The organism is Asticcacaulis sp. P4_H10, assembly GCF_056400965.1.
Genome location: NZ_JBFUKH010000002.1, coordinates 1 through 17165 on the forward strand (window position 1 = coordinate 1; position 17165 = coordinate 17165).

13 protein-coding genes are annotated in these 17165 nt (G+C 57.7%); 8 read left to right on the forward strand and 5 right to left on the reverse strand.

Translation table 11 applies throughout. The features are described 5' to 3' along the window. Window positions 1-491 (reverse strand): hypothetical protein (locus tag AC1DON_RS04120; RefSeq protein ID WP_476933486.1); only part of this gene is annotated, 491 nt, incomplete at its 3' end. A 761-nt stretch (window positions 492-1252) separates the two neighbouring features. On the opposite strand from AC1DON_RS04120, the gene AC1DON_RS04125 reads away from it, so the two are divergent. From AC1DON_RS04125 to AC1DON_RS04155, 7 genes are all read left to right on the forward strand, one after another. Then, on the forward strand, window positions 1253-1804 hold the full coding sequence (locus tag AC1DON_RS04125) for a calcium-binding protein (RefSeq protein WP_476933487.1): 552 nt from the start codon (window positions 1253-1255) through the stop codon (window positions 1802-1804). Window positions 1805-2157: 353 nt separating this feature from the next. Then, entirely contained in the window at window positions 2158-3456 is a 1299-nt protein-coding gene (locus AC1DON_RS04130) for an acyltransferase family protein (protein WP_476933488.1), read from the forward strand. A 3-nt stretch (window positions 3457-3459) separates the two neighbouring features. Further along, window positions 3460-4971 carry a lipopolysaccharide biosynthesis protein gene (locus AC1DON_RS04135; protein WP_476933489.1) on the forward strand — a complete coding sequence of 504 codons (1512 nt, stop codon included), beginning with the start codon at window positions 3460-3462 and terminating at the stop codon, window positions 4969-4971. Then, window positions 4964-6136, forward strand: a complete 1173-nt coding sequence (locus AC1DON_RS04140) for a glycosyltransferase (protein WP_476933490.1) — start codon at window positions 4964-4966, stop codon at window positions 6134-6136. The genes AC1DON_RS04135 and AC1DON_RS04140 overlap by 8 nt, the downstream gene beginning before the upstream one ends. A gap of 349 nt (window positions 6137-6485) precedes the next feature. Beyond that, complete coding sequence (locus tag AC1DON_RS04145) at window positions 6486-8609, forward strand: GumC family protein (RefSeq protein WP_476933491.1); 2124 nt, start codon at window positions 6486-6488, stop codon at window positions 8607-8609. 20 nt (window positions 8610-8629) lie between these two features. Further along, window positions 8630-9955 carry an O-antigen ligase family protein gene (locus tag AC1DON_RS04150; RefSeq protein WP_476933492.1) on the forward strand — a complete coding sequence of 442 codons (1326 nt, stop codon included), beginning with the start codon at window positions 8630-8632 and terminating at the stop codon, window positions 9953-9955. Next, window positions 9945-11054 carry a glycosyltransferase family 4 protein gene (locus AC1DON_RS04155; protein ID WP_476933493.1) on the forward strand — a complete coding sequence of 370 codons (1110 nt, stop codon included), beginning with the start codon at window positions 9945-9947 and terminating at the stop codon, window positions 11052-11054. The genes AC1DON_RS04150 and AC1DON_RS04155 overlap by 11 nt, the downstream gene beginning before the upstream one ends. Before the next feature lie 196 nt (window positions 11055-11250). On the opposite strand, the gene AC1DON_RS04160 is transcribed toward AC1DON_RS04155, so the two are convergent. Next, window positions 11251-11418 carry a hypothetical protein gene (locus AC1DON_RS04160; protein ID WP_476933494.1) on the reverse strand — a complete coding sequence of 56 codons (168 nt, stop codon included), beginning with the start codon at window positions 11416-11418 and terminating at the stop codon, window positions 11251-11253. 783 nt (window positions 11419-12201) lie between these two features. Here AC1DON_RS04160 and AC1DON_RS04165 point away from each other — a divergent pair. After that, a complete protein-coding gene (locus AC1DON_RS04165; protein ID WP_476933495.1) occupies window positions 12202-12774 on the forward strand; it encodes a calcium-binding protein in 573 nt (190 codons plus the stop codon). 64 nt (window positions 12775-12838) lie between these two features. On the opposite strand, the gene AC1DON_RS04170 is transcribed toward AC1DON_RS04165, so the two are convergent. The 3 genes from AC1DON_RS04170 to AC1DON_RS04180 form a co-directional block, all read right to left on the reverse strand. Continuing rightward, window positions 12839-13837: a M23 family metallopeptidase gene (locus AC1DON_RS04170; protein WP_476933496.1), complete on the reverse strand. Its 999-nt coding sequence runs from the start codon at window positions 13835-13837 to the stop codon at window positions 12839-12841. 102 nt (window positions 13838-13939) lie between these two features. Then, window positions 13940-15316 (reverse strand): HlyD family type I secretion periplasmic adaptor subunit, encoded by a 1377-nt coding sequence (locus tag AC1DON_RS04175; RefSeq protein ID WP_476933497.1) that lies wholly within the window; start codon window positions 15314-15316, stop codon window positions 13940-13942. 60 nt (window positions 15317-15376) lie between these two features. Further along, entirely contained in the window at window positions 15377-17146 is a 1770-nt protein-coding gene (locus AC1DON_RS04180; RefSeq protein WP_476933498.1) for a type I secretion system permease/ATPase, read from the reverse strand. Between the last annotated feature and the right edge of the window lie 19 nt (window positions 17147-17165).

Consider the following 17165-nt stretch of genomic DNA (forward strand, 5'->3'; position numbering starts at 1 on the left):
CCCGACACGGTGGCGTCGGTCGCGCTGCCGCTCACCAGGTTATAGACAAAGCGGTTGATATTGTCGGCCGTCATGTGCTCGATCGAGATGCCCTCGAGCTTGCCGGCCAGACGGAAGGCTGCGTTGACGTCCTGGAAGTTCATGTTCTCGAACGACAGGTGGCTGGCGCCGTCCAGCAGCTTGAACACTTCCTGGCCCGACGCGGCCTGGGGCGTATAGACATCGGCGCGGTTCGATACAAAGGTCGCGTTCATGTCCGCGCCCGAGGACGACACGCCCTTGATCAGGATATTGCCGGCGTCCGTGCCGCCGTGTGTCAGATTGATGGCCTTGGTGATGTTGTAATCGCCCTTGTCGGCGATAAGTAAAATACGGTCGCCCGCCTGGGCATTTGCTAAAATTTTATCGAGCTGACTAAGGGTGGATGCATTTTCAGCGCCTGCGCCATTCTTTGAACCGCTGCCGGTTGGCGACACATAGTAATCAGCCATTCAAGCCACTCCACACATTAAAAAACGCACCGTTTATGGTGCGAACACACATTGATTATTTACATTGAGTCATTAATTCGGCTTTACTCGCATTGGTAAATTTGTAATTTAGCAATGTGGATGTTTATTGGCATCAAGCATCGATTCAAAAAGATTGCAGGTTAACTGCAATTTACCTTGATCGCTTCTTTATCGTTTACCATTTTTGCTTGAATGGCTCTCTTGTATCATTGCGATACACAGGCGCACGGAGGCGGCCGCCGGTTACGGAACACCGCAGCTGCAGTGAGACATTTTGACGCAAGTTCTGTGTCTGGGCGTCGTAGGGCGTCGTGCCGACACATGTCCCACAACTGGACACATTCCTACTGCGGGGCGTATAATAGGCCCGAAAGGCCGGCAAACCGGCTTTTATTCAACCAATAGGATAAAGAATTTCTGCAATTGCACGACCCCGTGTATATACCTAACAAAATACTAACAAAAACGTGAGTGAGAATTGTTGAGGCGAATCATCGCGAGTAACTTCCTCGCCAAAATTTCGCCTTGATCGCCCAATCCCGTTTTGTTAGTGTTTGGTTTACCAATCCTTTGATATCCGCAACCCCGACGGGGAGCGTGCATTTTAATAAGGTTTGCCAGTAAGCCTATCAGCTCAGTGGGGAGGGCTGGTATATTTCTTGCGTTCCTTTCCTACCGCATTCCCGCGTTGGGATTGCCTGCAGAGTTTTCACAACGCCTCATCCTACTGGAGATTAACAATGAGCTCATATTTCTTCCCTCAAGTCGAGGGTACCAAGAACGACGACAACATCACCGGCACGACCGACGCCAGCTCGATCCGTGGCAAGGCCGGCGATGACATCATCAACGGCGGCACGGGCGATGACTTCATCACCGGCGATGCTGGCAACGACAAGATCACCGCCGGCAAGGGCGATGACCGCGTTGACGGCGGCGCTGGCGACGACATCGTCTACGGCCGTGACGGCAACGACATCATCCTGGGCGGTGCAGGCAACGACCGTCTGATGGGCGATGCAGGCAGCGACGTTCTGGTTGGCGGCACCGGCAACGATCTTCTGGCTGGCGGCGCTGACGCCGACCTGTTCGTCTTCGGCTTCGGCGACGGCGCCGACACGATCACCGACTTCGTTTCGGGCAGCGACCATATCGACCTGTCGGCCACTGGCCTGGCATTTGCCGATCTGGGCATTACGACGACTGCCGCTGGCACCACCATCACCTACGGTTCGGACACGGTCCTGCTGAAGGGCGTGGGTTCGGTCAGCGCTTCGGACTTCGTATTCTAGTAAAGTCTGGCAATGCGCTCGTCGTAAGATCAGCGCATAAGCCTAAAGCCTGGAAACGGGGAACCCAAAAGGTTCCCCGTTTTTTTATGGCTGTTTTCTCACCAACGGGCACTACACCCAACAGAAATGCTGCGGCGCAGCATTTCGTATTGATTTTCACCGCACAACCGCATACTCCTTAACCCTACTGCCTTCCCGACCATTCACTCGACAGGTCCCACCGGCAGAATTCAGGTTGCCGTCCCGCCAAGCACACGATCGCCACAACAAAAAAGTCTGTCGCGGATCAACGGCTTAACGGATTTGACACACAGTATAGCGTATTCCCGGTAGACGCGTAATTGGCATGAAAAATGCACCTGGCTGCGCATATTTGTGGATGTGCGGCTCCTTTATGTGAATTGAACACGCATTCTGCTCTTCATACACGTCGAAACGATGCTCGTACGCCTGACTTTGCAACGATTTTTGGGTCTGTAATGGAAAAGATAAAAGACACGTTTATTGAGCAATGGCGTGGTATTGCCGTATTTATCGTTGTTTACTTCCACTACTCAGACCGGTTGCCGCCGGCGGCTTTCGGCTTTAGCCAAGGCCCAAGTGTCAACCAGCATATCGGCAAGCTTGGTGTTCTGCTCTTCTTTATTATCAGCGGCTATCTCATCGCAAAGTCGCTCGAAGCCTCAAAGACGCTTGCCGACTTTTATGCCAAACGCATCTCACGTATCTGGCCGCTTTTCATCCTGGCCAATCTGACCGTCTTCGTCTTCCTTCAGTTTTTCTCCCCACCTACCGTCACGACAGGAGACTATCAGTTCTACGAAAAGGGCCGCGACGTCGTTGACCTGATCGGCACCATGTTCTTTGCGGCTGATCTCGGCTTTGACTGGATAGACGGCGCCTTTTGGTCGCTGCTGGTCGAGCTGAAATTCTACTTCTTTATCGGCATGTGTGCCGTTCTCTTCCCCAAGCGGTTTGCGACGGCCTTCTGCGTGTTCGCGCTTGCGGCATCGGGCCTGGACTTTCTGATCCTGTATTTCGACCGTTCCGGTCCGATTGGCTTTAGCGACTCCGAGCAATTCCGGGTGGTCAGCCAGATTCTGCATGGGCTGTTCGTATCGCAGTATCTGCCGATATTTGCCATTGGCGTAGCGCTATATCGCAAGAAATTCGATGGACTGTTTACGGCTGTCATCTTCATGGCCTGCATCACGGCTCTGATCGGCGTCTACGAAATCCACCTGTTCAAGGCCGAGGACAATGTCCTCTTCATCATGCTCTTTGCATTCCTTGTCGCCGCAGATCACGTGCTCTTCAGGGACGCTATCTTCATGTGGATCGGCAAGTACAGCTATGCCATCTACCTTTTCCACCAGATGATCGGCCTGACCATCATGAAGATGATCGCGCCATACGTCACAATGGATGCCGCCATCGTCATAGCCCTGCTCTCGGTATCGGCTATTGCCTGGGGGGCTTCATGGCTATGCGAATGGCGCTTCCGCAAGTTGTTCATCGCCAATCTGATCAGGCTCTTCTCGCTCGTCGGCCTGAACAAGCTGCTCATCCGTATTGCGCCGATCGACGCGCCTGCCCTTGAGGAAAAGACCAAGGTCTCTCCGGCGCCGCTCGCCGAAGCGGCTGGAAAATAACGCATGTCGCAAACCCGATCCAAGCTCCTGTCCGGCTCCCTGTGGATGATGCTGGGGACCGTGGCGAACAACATCATTGGCTTTGTCGTCTTCGCCGCCCTAGCCCGCGTCCTGGCGCCGGCGGAGATCGGCGCAGTGCTGATCGCCGTCATCTTCATCGATATCGGCCGGGTCCTCGCTTTCGGTGGTATTCCGGAGTCGCTTATCCAGCGCGCAGAGTGGGAAGGCCGCACGGCCTCGACCTGCTTCTGGCTGAACATTGGCCTGGCGGTAATCATAACCGTCCTGGTCCTGATCATTTCCAAGTTCGTCATCACCGCGCACTTCGATGCGTCGGTCTCGACGGCCCTGATGGCCCTGTCGTCGATGTTCATCATCGACGCCGCGCGCGCCGTGCACGTGTCCTACCTGCGCCGTAACTTCAAATATAACCAGCTGGCGCTGCGCGGCCTGTGGGCAAATACAGCGGCCGGCGCACTGGCCGTCTACATGGCATTCAACGGCTTCGGCATCTGGGCCCTGGTCTTCCAGCGCATCGTGCAGGCGGTCATCACCACGGTCGTCACCTGGATCGAAGCGCGCTGGATGCCCAAGTTCCAGTTCGACTGGAAGGTGGTTCGCGACGTTAGCAGTTTCAGCGTTAATGTCACCGGCAGCCGCCTGATCGAACTGTCGATCACCAAGCTGCCCGACATGGTGATATCGGCCGTCCTGGGTTCGGCGCAACTGGCCTTCTTCCGCATCGGATCGCGCTGCCTCGACCTGGCGACCCAGGTCCTGGTTCAGCCGATCCAGGACGTCTCGCTGTCAGCCTTTGCCCGCCGCAAGGAGACCACTGCGGTGCCGGGTAAGGGTTATCTGGCGGTCCTGGCCGTTACGACCACCTTCGTCTTTCCGGTGTTTCTGGGCGCTGCCGCCCTGGCGCCCGACCTGATCACCCTCTTCTTCGGTGACAAGTGGGCCATCAGCGCCACCATCATGGCCATCCTGTCGCTCAGCGTCGTGCCGCTGGTTGTGACCCGCATGTCGTCCTCGGCCCTGATCGCCGCGGGGCTGTCCAAGCCATTGGTGATCATCCAGATCCTGAACCTGATCTTCGGCCTCGCTGCCCTGTGGTACGGCACCCGGTTCGGCATTGCCTGGGCCGCCGCTGCCGCCGTCATCGCCGCCTATCTGACCCTGCCCTATGTGGTGTGGAAGACGACCGCGGTACTCGATATCCGTCTCGGCGACTGGTTCGCCCACCTGCTCCCGCCCCTGCTCGCAGCCACGACCATGCTGGTAGTCCTTTCCGCGCTGCGTATTTGGCTGCTCGGCGACTGGAACATCTACGTCCGCGTCGTCCTCATGGCGCTGACGGGCGCGGCAATCTATGCCGTGTCACTCATCCTTTTCGGCCAGGCCTTCCTGGCGCGCCTGCACAAGGAAATAGGGCCTGTCGTCCCCAAGAAGGTGGCACCGCTCTATACCCGATTAATGACCCTTATTGTTCCGCGGATCAAAACCTATGTCTGACGCCAGTCCTTTAAAGCCGCGCGTTATATTCCTGCTGAACTCGCTCGCAGGCGGCGGAGCGGAACGCGTCATGATGACGCTGCTGCGCCACAGTGAGGATCGTCGTTCGCAGTACGACATCCATCTGGTTCTGCTGGACGATGAAACGCACGAGGCCTACAGTCCCCCCGAATGGGCAACGGTGCATCGCCTGCGCACCCAGGGGAGCCTGCCAAAGGGCTTGTCGGCCTTCCTGAAGCTGGGGAGGCAACTTAAACCTCAATACGTGCTGAGCTTCCTGACGCGTGCGAACGTAATCAATGCGCTGAGCAGCCGCGTGCTAAAGCATCGCGCCGTAATATCGGAGCGCGCCAACACGTCCGGACACTTCAAGGGTCTGGCCGGGGCCGTGTCCAAGATGCTGGTCCGTACCCTCTATCCGCTGGCCGATCAGATCATCTGTGTCTCCGGTGGGATCGCCGAAGACCTGCGTGACAATTTCGCTATTTCGCCTTCAAAGCTGGTGTCGATCCCAAACCCGATTAATCGCGAGTACATAACGACGCTGGCGGCCGAAGAGCCAGCCACACCGCTGCCGGCGGCGCCCTATGTCCTTGCCATGGGCCGGTTTGTTGACGGCAAAAACTTCTCGATGCTGATAGATGCTCTGTCGCGCAGTGCTACCTCTGCGCACCTGGTCATTCTCGGCAAGGGGCCGCTTGAAGCGCGGCTGAAAGACGAGGCCGTGCGCGCGGGCCTGAGCGACCGCGTGCACTTTCCAGGCTTCTCGGCCAATCCCTTCGCCTACATCCGTCGTGCAACGGCTTTTGTCCTGCCGTCCAACGGCGAGGGCTTTCCCAATGCCCTTGCCGAGGCCATGACACTGGGCGTACCGGTCATCGCGACCAACTGCCGTTCGGGCCCGTCGGAAATCCTCGATGAGCAGGCGAGTATGCCGCTCGACCGGATGTTTGAGGCGAAATATGGCATCTTAGTACCGGTGAATGATGCTGTAGCCATGGCTGAAGCGCTGAATCTCTATGCATCGCCTGACGTCAGGTCCGCGTGGGCAAAGAAGGCACTGTCAGGTGCCGAACGCTACGACATGCAGGCAACGATCAACCATTACTGGACTGTTTTAACTCTCAAGCAACAAGACCGGCATGATGCAGCTTTTGCGGCGTAGACAAATGTAGTGGCGATAGGGAAACACTCGCTGACATTGGCACATTTGATATTTTCAAACTGTTCCCGTTTCGGTACAGCAGAAGATATCAAGGCTATTTTGGGGCATGTCAGCCGTTTCTTAATGTGAAGCTGACAATATGCGGCGACTACCGAATGAAATACGTTCAGGCCAAATGCGCTGGGGCTGGCCTGCTGTCTACCTTTTCCAGCTAGCAGATGTGATCACTACGCGCTCAAATATGCGTCTTCTCATGTGCTTTGAATGAATAAGTGACCTTGAAAGCGACAGTGTGACACCCGTGACGACCATGGAAAACAAAGAAAAGCAAAATTCTACCGAGCATTTCATGCCTTCGGTCAATATCCACACGTTACTTCTTCATGCGCGCCGACACATGAAGCTCTTTCTCGCCATTTTCGTTGTTGTCTTTGCCGCCACCCTACTGATCATGGTGATGCAACCTAAGAAGTTCACGGCCACATCCGTGGTCATGGTTGACTCGCACCAGATCAAGGCCGTTCCGACGGAGACCGTCACGCCGCAGCTCATGACCGACGTCCTGGCGGTCGATACCGAAGTCGAGCTGGTCAAGTCGAGCGAACTGGCCAAGCGCGTGGTGAAGACACTCAAGCTATCGGAGATCCAAGAATTTACCGAAGACCGCGGCCTCGGCACTCTGCTCACCATGGTCGGCATCAAGGCGGCAGAGCCCGAAATCGAGCTCGACAAGCGCGCCGAAGCCAGGCTCATCGAAGGCCTCAAGGTCAAGCGTCAGGGCCTGGCCCGTGTCATCTACATCAGCTATGAGAGCACATCTCCCGAGCGCGCCCGCGCCGTCGTCAACGAATGGGCGCAGCAGTACCTGAAGACCCAGCTGGAAGTGAAGCAGCAGGGCCAGATGAGCGCCAGCGGTTCGCTGCTGTCGCGCGTCAACGAACTGCGCGGCCAGGTGGAATCCGCCGAAAGCAAGGTGCAGCAGTTCAAGATCGCCAACAACCTTCTGACCGCCGACGGCGGCATGCTGGCCGAACAGGACATAACCACGCTGAACTCGCAGCTCGGCCTGGCCTCCGTCGACAAGGCCGCTTCTGAAGCCCGCCTGCGCAGCGCCAAGAACCAGCTCAATCGCGGCTATACGGGCGGCGGCGTGGCCGAGGTCCAGGGCTCGTCGGTCATCCAGGGCCTGCGGCAAAAGTCAGCGGAGCTGGGACAGCGCATCGCACAGCTTTCGAGCCGTTATGGCGATCGTCACCCGGAACTGATCGAAGCCAAGCGCCAGAAGCAGTCGATCGACGCGGAAATCCAGGAAGAAACCGACCGCGTTCTCATGAACCTGGAATCGGCCGCTGAGATCGAACGCCAGAAGACCGCGTCCATCGCTGCCAAGGTCGCCGCAGCGCGCGGCAGCCTGGCGCAGGGCAACCGCGCCATGGTCCAGCTCAACGAGCTGGAACGCGACGCCCAGGCCGTGCGCAGCGTCTATGAAGCCTATCTCGGCCGTTATAACCAGCTGGCCTCGCTGGAAGGCCTGGAAGCGCCGGACGCCCGCATCGTTTCGCTGGCAAAAGCGGCCCTGCCGTCATCGCCGGGGTTTGTGATGGCGTTCGCCGTCGCCTTTATCTGCGCCAGCGGTGTGGCTGGCGCTACAGTACTGGGCAAGATGTCACTTGAGAACGGCGTCAGCACCCGCCAGGACATTGAACGTCTGGGCGTGCCCTATCTGGCCAGCATCGCCGATTTGAATACCATTGTCAGCTCGAACACGCAGCGCAAGCTGGCTGTGGACTATATCGCGGAAAAGCCGCTGTCCCTGTTTGCCGAAGGTTTCCACGACCTGCGAACCGGCCTGTTGCGAACCGCCGAAGGCAATATCCAGGTCATTCTCACCACTTCGGCCATTCCGAACGAAGGGAAGACGACTATATCCATGTGCTTCGCCCAGACCGTGGCTCTTGCCGGGCAGTCGGTCGTCGTGATCGATTGCGACCTGCGCCGCCGTTCTCTGAGCAAGCTGATGATTTCGGATGCGAAATCGGGCCTGGTCGAACTGCTGAACAAGAAGGCGGAGCTGTCGGACATACTGGTGCGCGATGACCACAGCGGCATCGCTTTCATTCCGCTCGTCGACCAGAAGACGCCGCTGCCGGATATCTTCGATCGCCAGGAAATGAAGAACCTGATCGAGACGCTGCGCGGCATGTTCGACGTCATCGTGCTTGATACTGCCCCTGTCCTGGCCGTCACCGATGCGCGCATCCTGGCCAAGCATGCCGACGCCGTCGTCTTCTCGACCCTGTGGCGGCAGACCGCCGTTCCGATCATCCGCGCGGCGCTGAACGTACTGCGTGACAGCAATGTCATGGTGACCGGCGTTATCCTGAACAAGGTCGATATCAAGGCTCAGTCGGCTTACGGCGAAGGCCAGGGCCTCTACTACAAGGCCGTCAAGAACTACTATCTGGATTCGTAAGTCCAAGGATCCCGACTGTCATGGAAGATATCGTCGCCAGAGCCCCCATGTTGGGGTTTCCAGAATTAGCGGTCGGCCTTTTCGCCCTGCTCTTTCTGGTATGGCTTGGCGTAACGCGGCCGCTCAGCGGGCCGCTGCGCTTCCTGTTTCTTCTGTTGCTTCTGCGTTATGTCCTGAACTTTTTTCACATCTTCACGATCGTACCGCTCGTCGCCGGCCAAAGTATCAATGCCTTGTCGACCATCCTGTTCATGGTCGCGGGCCTGGCGGTCCTGGGCCGCAAGATCTTCCAGCTGAAATACCTTGCGGTCTTCTATCTCTTCTCCGTCCTGGTGATCATCAGCGGCGTGCTGAACATGCAGGTCATGGGCCTGGCCAATACACTGATCCGTCAGGCGCTCTTCTTCTCAATCGCCGTTGCCGTCTTTCTGCTGCCTGACGACGATCGCTTCAACTTCACCGTCCTGAGCAAGTGTTTTGCCGTTCCGCTACTGTACCAGCTGATTTCGCTGGTGACACACCAGTACAAGGCCACCGAAGGCGACGGTTCGGTCAGCTATATTGGCGGTTATGTCCACGAAGCTGCGTTTTCGATGATCCCCCTGGCCCTGATGGTGATAACTGTTGCCAATCGTGAAATCAGTTTCCAGACCAAGCTTTTTTGGTGCACGATCAGTCTGATTTCGATTATCCTATGCAACTACCGGACAGCGCTCCTGGGCGCCTTGCCCATGTTCGCCGCCTTCCTGGTTTCCTCCATCCAGGTCAAGCGTCAATCGACGACCTGGCTAATACGGGGTGGATTGATTACGGCAGGCATAGCCGGCATGGCCGTCCTGTTTACGATGAATCAGGACCGGTTCGGCGAACTGTTAATGATCTCCGACAAGATCGCGCTTCTGGACAAGATGCCCAGCGACTTTACGACGCCGGAACGCCAGTTTCTTTCAGGACGTCTCCAGCTGTGGGCCGGCTATCTGCATGCGGCGGCCGAAGGAACAGGGATCCATCCGTTCATCGGTTTTGGTCCGGACTCATGGCGCGGCGTATTTGAAAAATACGCCCACAACATGTTTGTATCCTTTATCTACGAATATGGAACCATCGGAGTTGCACTGACAGTAATTAGCATGTTAACCATGCTTTATTATTCTGTTAATGCGCTCCCAAAATACAGAATTGTACTAGTATCCCTGCACATCAGCTACTTCTTGTTAACCTTGTCAACTATGCCCAATGTTAACATAGAAGGTGTTATTCTGTATGGCCTGATGTGCGGCCTGACGGTACGTTATTATGCGCAAGCCAAAGAACTAAGAAGTAGGGGCATGAGTTATGCAGTCTAAAAAAGTACTGGTTATCGGAGCACGCGGCATTCCGGATGTCGAAGGCGGCGCGGAAAAGAACGCAGAGGCGCTTTTCCCTCTGATGGCGGCCGCCGGCTATGACGTAACGGTCATGGGATTACGGCAGTTCATTAAGGGTGAGCAGTACAGGGGCGTCCAACTCCTGGCGTCACCGGCCGTCAAATTCCTGAATACCGACAAGATTGCCTACTACCTGTATGCCATTTATCAGGTGCTGAAGATTCGCCCTGACGTGGTTCACCTTCAGGGTCTCGGATCCGCCGTATTCCTGTTGATCTACAAGATGCTCGGCTGCAAGACAGTCGTGCGCTATGGATCGGCCGACTATATCCTCAACAAATGGGGCTTTCTCGGCCGGATGGGCTTCCTGTTTGCCGAATGGCAGCTGCGTTTCGCCGATGCCGTCATTTCCGTGACGCCGGCGCTTAGCGAACGGCTCGCCAAGCGCGGCATCAGCAAGAATGTCCACATGATCCCCAATGCGCTGGATCCGGCCATCGTCTCGGACGCGAATGTACCGCTGACGTCGGACCGCCCGTTCATTCTCTCCGTCGGCCGCGTGACCTACCAGAAGAACGTGATCAACCTGGTCAAGTCGTTCAACAAGCTGAGCGAAAGCCATCCGGACTATGACCTGGTCATTGCCGGCGGGCTCGACGACGAACCCTATGCCGAAGAGCTGCGCCCCCTGCTCAACGACCGGATCAAGCTTTTGGGCCGCGTCCCGCGCTCAAGCGTGCCGGGTCTGCTGAAGCGCAGCGCTCTGTATGTGAACGTATCGCTCCACGAGGGATCATCAAATGCCACGCTCGAAGCCATCAGCCAGGGCTGCTCCGTGCTGATCAGCGACATTCCGGAAAATAAGGACATGCCGCTGCCGGCGCATCACTTCGTCGATCCGAACGACATCGACGCTATTTCCGCCAAGCTCACCCACGGCATCGAAAACCGCCAGGAGTATGTGGCCGACAAGGGTAACTTCCTGACCTGGTCCAATGTTGCCGAGAAGACGATCGGCGTCTACCTGTCGCTCGGCACCACCCGGCGGGAACCCGTGGATCAGCCTGTTTCAGCCTGATCCTCGCCATAAAAGCATCAAGGACCGTTGCGGCGAGAGACATGTCTCAAGTCGCAACGGCCTTTTTTTATGGAGTTTCCGCAAGACTCACCCGCCACAGACAGGCGCGAATAACCAGATCGGCATGATTTTAGCTGGATGCTTCGTCGCGATATCTTTGACGAAAACCGCTGACACCCTTAGCCGTGCGGCTCTGCTACTCAGCCGGAAAGATCTTCGGCTGGGTATTGGCGTCGATAGCGTTCAGAACGCTCACACAGCCGATAATGCCCGCTACGATCGGGATAAATATCGAAAAGATAAGGGTGTCGAGAATGACCCTGCCCAGCGGAGCAGTTTCAATCGTATGCACTTCGTTGTCCATAATGGTCCCTAGCCATGTGTTATAACCCGCCCTTGGACAGACCAGCAATTCCTATGCCACCGCGCAAGTGGCAAACGGTACGACGGATGCAACCTCATAATTTTGTCACTTCCGGCGCGGCGAACAAAGACCCCACCCCAACCAGTTGATCGCGTGAAATCGTTTTACGCGAAGCCAGAAAGGGCGCGCCGAGACGCCCTCTGTTCGCCGTAAGGTTTGGCCTGCAATGCTTTCGTATATCGTACAAACGTTTCTGAACTCAGAAACCGTCTGCGGCCGCACGCGCAATTGGACAATCGTGTGATGAAAATACGACAGCCGTATCGCGCGGCCAATTCGCTGCACCATCCCCGGCCCTATGACATCAGGCGTAACTGGAAACCATCACCATTGTTTCATTTATGGAAATTGTCGATAGCGTTAACACCGGGGGCAATGGCACACCCATCCTGGCCGAAAGCCACCCCAATGGCATTGGGATACCACTGACGCACCAGATTTTACCGCTTCTGACGCCACAGTGTCTCCTTTCAGGGGACGGCTTCACCTTCACGGGCCACAAGAATCAACCCACAGGCGCGAAAAATTTCTAAACAGTCAAAAAGATGGCTTTGTGTGGACAGGGCGGGCTATCTGGCGCGAGACAGTACTGTTTCGTTCCAGGACGTTTGAGGGCCTTGATAATAGCATGCCTTTTGCATCCGGACTGGATCAGACCCTAACGGCGTGGACGAATGCTTTCGTCGGACCTATGGGGGCGGGCACCATAAATGAGGGAATACCATGTCTTTACTGCTTAACCTGCTCGGCAAGCTGAGCACAATGAACCTTCTCGTCGGCACCAAGCTGAACGACAACCTGACAGCCACCACTGGCAATGATATCGTTGTTGCCGGCAAGGGCGACGACGTGGTCAACGCCGGCACCGGCGACGACCTCGTCTTCGGCGGCAAGGGCAATGACAACCTGACGGCCGGCAAGGGCGACGACTGGATCTTTGGCGGCAAGGGCGCCGACATCATTTGGGGCCGTGAAGGCGATGACCTGCTGTTCGGCGGCAAGGGCAACGACCGCATCATGGGCGACGCCGGCAATGACCGTATCTTTGGCGGCGACGGAGATGACCTGATGGCCGGCGGCGCCGGTAATGACATCTTTGCCTTCGACCGCAACGATGGTCACGATCAAATCGTCGACTTCACCGCCGGTGACAAGATCGACCTGACCCTCGCCTTCACCAAGTTCAGCAAGCTCGATATCTCGAGCGTCAACGGCGGCACAATGATCGAGTTCAACAACACCAGCATCTTCCTGAAGGGTGTTGCCTCGGTTTCGGCCAGCGACTTCATCTTCTAAGATTCTGCCGAATCACAGACTGACTGAAGGAACCGGCGGAGCAATCCCGCCGGTTTTTTATTGACTACAGTGTGAAGGCAAAGACCTTTTCCGCAATCACCCGGCCCTGCCGCTTCAGCGTATAACGGGCGGAATACTGGCCTTTCAGCCAACCGGCTGCCGGGCGTTTGCGGCCACTATACAGAAGATATTGCGCCTTGTTCCGCTCCAGGGCCGGTTCGGCGTTGTCGGCCATCACAGCACCCGCAGGATCGGTGACCGTGATGGACTGAGTATCGCCGGCGCGCAAACCTATGGTGCGGACATAGGCGATAATCGCCGGTGCGTCGGACGTGGGTGCCGGCAGTCCAGCCTTTTCGACGTCACCCATTTCCATTGCGGCTGTCGTGAAGCCGGTATTGAGAATAAAGGCTTCACGGTAGGCCAGGGCCTTTTGATCGTGCGGCCGCCATTTCGACCCGGCCAGGGACGCGCTATTGCTGCACGCGGCCTGGGTAAAGAAGGGATCTATTTTCTCGCCCTTGTGCCGGAGTGAAAAGTGCAGGTGCGGAAATGCGGCCATGCCTGATTGCCCGACAAAGCCCAGCACGGCCCCGGCCTTGACGATGGCGTTCGCCTTGACGCGGATGGAGCCATTGCGCATGTGGCAATACTGGGTTTCCCAGCCATCGGCGTGTCGGATGACGACGCCGTTGCCGCATTCCTTGTCCTTTACCGCGACCCGGTCATAGTTCGAACCGGTGGCGTCCGGCTCGCCGTCCCGAACCCCGACAGTAAAGCCATCTGCCGCGGCGATGACCGGCACGCCTTGAGCCAGAAAAGCATGGTCTGGGATACGAAAGTCGGTGCCATCGTGTCCGTCATAGGTCTGGGATCCGCAGCGGTAGTCCGCCACGCCGATACCGGGATCGTGGTCGAAATACTGCTGGATAACGCATGTTTCCCCCAGCTTGCAAGCTATGGGTTGTTCGAACGTCATGTCCCCAGGTTCGGCCAACGCGGACATGGGCAGCAGCAGCGACAGACCCAGAGCGCAGGCAGCGCTCAAAAGCACCTTCGTCATGGTGTATCTCCCTCACCGCACGGCGGTACATTCTATTACGGCGCGAGCGGTTCCTGAACTACGACGCATCCCTACGAAGACTCCGTAATGCTCGGACTCCGCCTAATGCTCGCGGAAACTGCGCCAGAAGGTCTGGTTCAACGGCTCGAACAGATAACCCAGTATGGTACGCTTGCGCAGCGGCACGATGATTTCCACCGGCAGGCCGGGCTTGAGCACGTCCTTGATACCGCGCACCTTGGAAATCTCGGCGACCGCCTGCGGACTGACCTCGACCTGCGCCTTGTAGAAGTGGACACCGGTCTTCTGGTCCTGAAAGGTGTCGGCCGAAATCTTGAGTACCTTGCCCTTCATAATCGGCAGGTCGCGTTCCTGAATGGCGCTGAAGCGTATCTGGGCTTCCTGCTGCGGCTGGATGTCGTCGCCGTCCTTGGCGTCGACCATGGCTTCGATGACCAGGGGTGCGTCTTCAGGGACGATTTCCAGCATGACCTGACCAGGCGTCACGACAGCGCCGGCATTATGCACGGTCAGGCCGACCACGCGGCCAGTGGATGTCGCCCTGACAGTCGTACGGTTCATTTGGTCCGTAGCGGACGTCATGCCCGGCGCAACCTCACTAAGACGGCTGCTGATCTGCTCCAGCTGCTGGACGATCTGGGCCCCGGCCTGGCTGCGGATCGCGTTTTCCTGGGCCGCCAGTTCGGTGAGGCTGGCTGAGTTGCGGCGCATGTCGGCCGTCAGCCCGGCATTATCGGATTCCATACCCGCGATCGACTGCTGCAACTGACGCACCCGCGTCTTGGGCGCGTAGCCCCTGGCTTCCAGCGACTCGACGCTGGCCAGCTCATCGCCGGCCAACGACCTGCGCCGTTCATTCGCCTGCAGCTGCTTCTGAGCGCCGGCGATCAGCTCCTGTGTCTGGTTGCGGCGCTTGCTGAGGACGATCACCTGATCAGAGACTTCCCGATAACGCAGGGCCATGGCCTGGCGCTGGGTCATCATTTCGTTGTCGACCAGCACACGGTCCGGCCCTGTGAACATTTTCAGCTCCGCCGGCTCGGCAAAGCTGGATGCGCGCTTCATTTCCGCCAGGAGGCGGGCCTGGGTGATCATCAGCTTGATATATTCGGACTTCAATGCCAGGGCATTGGCTTCGGTATTGTCGCCGGCGAGTTCGATAAGGACCTGCCCTTGCTTGACGAAGTCGCCTTCACGGACCTTTACCGCGGTGATGACACCGCCTTCGCGGTGCTGAACCTGCTGTTTGGACCCGCTCACGACGATCGAGCCATGCGAATAGATGGCGGCATCGACGCGGATGATCGCCGCCAGACCGATGAAGATGAAGAAGAAGGCGGCAACGAAGATCATGCCGTTTCTTATGTCGTGGCGCGGATCGTCCTGTTGGGCAGAACTGCCGTCGAGATCTACGTCAATCTCGGTTTTATCGGCACTAACGAGTGCGTTGTCGCTCATGACATTGCCTGCTGGCTATAGGGGGTCAAGGGTGGGCGCATGGTTTCGTCACACATCGCGTCAGCTGCTTTTCGCCAGGACGGGCCTGGCCTTAGGGTCGTCGCCGTCGATCTGCGCCTGAGGCTGCTGGGCCTTGACCCACTCATCGCGCGTGCCGAAGAAGCCGGCCCGGCCGTTCTTGAGGAACAGGATCTTGTTGACCACCGACAGGATGGCCGCGCGATGCACGATGACCATGACCGCACCGCCGCGTTCGCAGAAGGCATTGATGACCTTCATCAGGGCTTCTTCGCCTTCCTGGTCGAGGTGGGCGTTCGGCTCATCGAGGACCAGCAGGAAAGGATCGCCATATAGCGCCCGCGCCAGGCCGATGCGTTGAGCCTGGCCAGCCGAAAGACCCGAACCACCCGCGCCGAGCACGGTATTGTAGCCCTGCGGAAACTTCGAAATCATGTCGTGCGCACCGGCCGCCTTGGCCGCTTCGACGATCTTCTGATCGATCAGCAAGGAATCCGAATTCAGCGTGCCTTCGAAGCGGCTGATATTGGCGGCGATCGTACCGGGGAACAGGCAGGTATCCTGCGGCAGGAAGCCGATATACTTGCCGAGGCGCTGCTGATCCCACTCCGAACGTTCGGAACCATCGAAACGGACCGTGCCGTAGTCATAGGCGTCAATACCGACGATAGCGCGCGCCAGTGTCGTCTTGCCGGCGCCGCTGGGCCCGATGACCGCAACCGTCTCACCGGCGTTCAGGGCGAAAGAGACGCCTTGCAGATAGTAGCGGCGCTGTTCACGATTGGCGACCGTCAGGTTGTCGACGATCAGCGAGGCCTTGGGCACCGGCAACTGAACCAGCGAAGGCTCCGGATCGACCTGATAGAACAGGTTATTGAGCTTCTTGTAGGCATTGTAGCCCTTGGTCAGGCTGCGCCACTGGCCGATGATCTGCTCCATGGGCGCGATCGACCGGGTCATCAGCAGCGAGGCGGCGAAAATCGCGCCAGCCGAGATCTGTTGTGAGATGGCCAGGTACGCCCCGACGCCCAGCGCCAAGGACTGCAACAACATCTTGAGGAACTTGGTCAGGGCGGCAAAATTGTCGCCGGCGGCATTGGCGCGCATGCTTTCGCTCACACCCATGCTGCGGCTCTTGAGCTGGACCTGGACCATTTCGCCCTGCATGCCCAATGCCCGGATGACGTCGGCGCGCGAGGTCAGGGCTTCCTGCTCGAGATAGGCCGTGGCGATAGCCTGGTTGGCCGAGGTAATCTTTTCGTAGGTGGCACGTTCGTTCAGATAGGTGATCAGCGCCAGGCAGCCGCCCGCGGTCAGGGCCAGGCCCCCCAAGAAGGGATGCAGCAGAAAGCACAAGCCGAGATAGAAGATGATCCACGGAGCGTCGAACAGCGCGATCACGCCCGGGCCGCTCAGGACACCCTTCATGGTGTCGAATTCGCGCATCATACCGGCGAAGGCCGCGCTCTTGCCGCCCGTCGTCGGGATCGAATACAGCCGGTGCAGGATCTGGCCCGACAGCAGCTTGTCCAGCCGCGCGGAGGAGCGTGTGAGAAGCCGGGTGCGCAGCTGGTCGAGACGGCTGAGGACGACCAGGGCGAAGATCAGGATAAGGGTCAGGTACAGCAGGGTGACGACGCCACCCGTCGGCACGACGCGGTCATAGACCTGCATCATGTAAACCGTGGGCGCCAGATAAAGCAGATTCAAAAAGAAGCTGAAGACAGCAACCCCCGTCAGATGCTGCTTACACGCCGTAAGCGCAGCACGCAGGGCGGGATTAATGACCCTCTTTTCCGATTTACTGCTCATATGCCAAAAGCTCCCCTTA

Coding starts and splice junctions, on each gene's coding strand:
- AC1DON_RS04165 (WP_476933495.1), top strand. CDS start 12,202: ATGTCTTTACTGCTTAACCTGCTCGGCAAGCTGAGCACAATGAACCTT.
- AC1DON_RS04160 (WP_476933494.1), bottom strand. CDS start 11,418: ATGGACAACGAAGTGCATACGATTGAAACTGCTCCGCTGGGCAGGGTC.
- AC1DON_RS04180 (WP_476933498.1), bottom strand. CDS start 17,146: ATGAGCAGTAAATCGGAAAAGAGGGTCATTAATCCCGCCCTGCGTGCT.
- AC1DON_RS04135 (WP_476933489.1), top strand. CDS start 3,460: ATGTCGCAAACCCGATCCAAGCTCCTGTCCGGCTCCCTGTGGATGATG.
- AC1DON_RS04125 (WP_476933487.1), top strand. CDS start 1,253: ATGAGCTCATATTTCTTCCCTCAAGTCGAGGGTACCAAGAACGACGAC.
- AC1DON_RS04170 (WP_476933496.1), bottom strand. CDS start 13,837: ATGACGAAGGTGCTTTTGAGCGCTGCCTGCGCTCTGGGTCTGTCGCTG.
- AC1DON_RS04130 (WP_476933488.1), top strand. CDS start 2,158: ATGCACCTGGCTGCGCATATTTGTGGATGTGCGGCTCCTTTATGTGAA.
- AC1DON_RS04145 (WP_476933491.1), top strand. CDS start 6,486: ATGCCTTCGGTCAATATCCACACGTTACTTCTTCATGCGCGCCGACAC.
- AC1DON_RS04155 (WP_476933493.1), top strand. CDS start 9,945: ATGCAGTCTAAAAAAGTACTGGTTATCGGAGCACGCGGCATTCCGGAT.
- AC1DON_RS04175 (WP_476933497.1), bottom strand. CDS start 15,316: ATGAGCGACAACGCACTCGTTAGTGCCGATAAAACCGAGATTGACGTA.
- AC1DON_RS04140 (WP_476933490.1), top strand. CDS start 4,964: ATGTCTGACGCCAGTCCTTTAAAGCCGCGCGTTATATTCCTGCTGAAC.
- AC1DON_RS04150 (WP_476933492.1), top strand. CDS start 8,630: ATGGAAGATATCGTCGCCAGAGCCCCCATGTTGGGGTTTCCAGAATTA.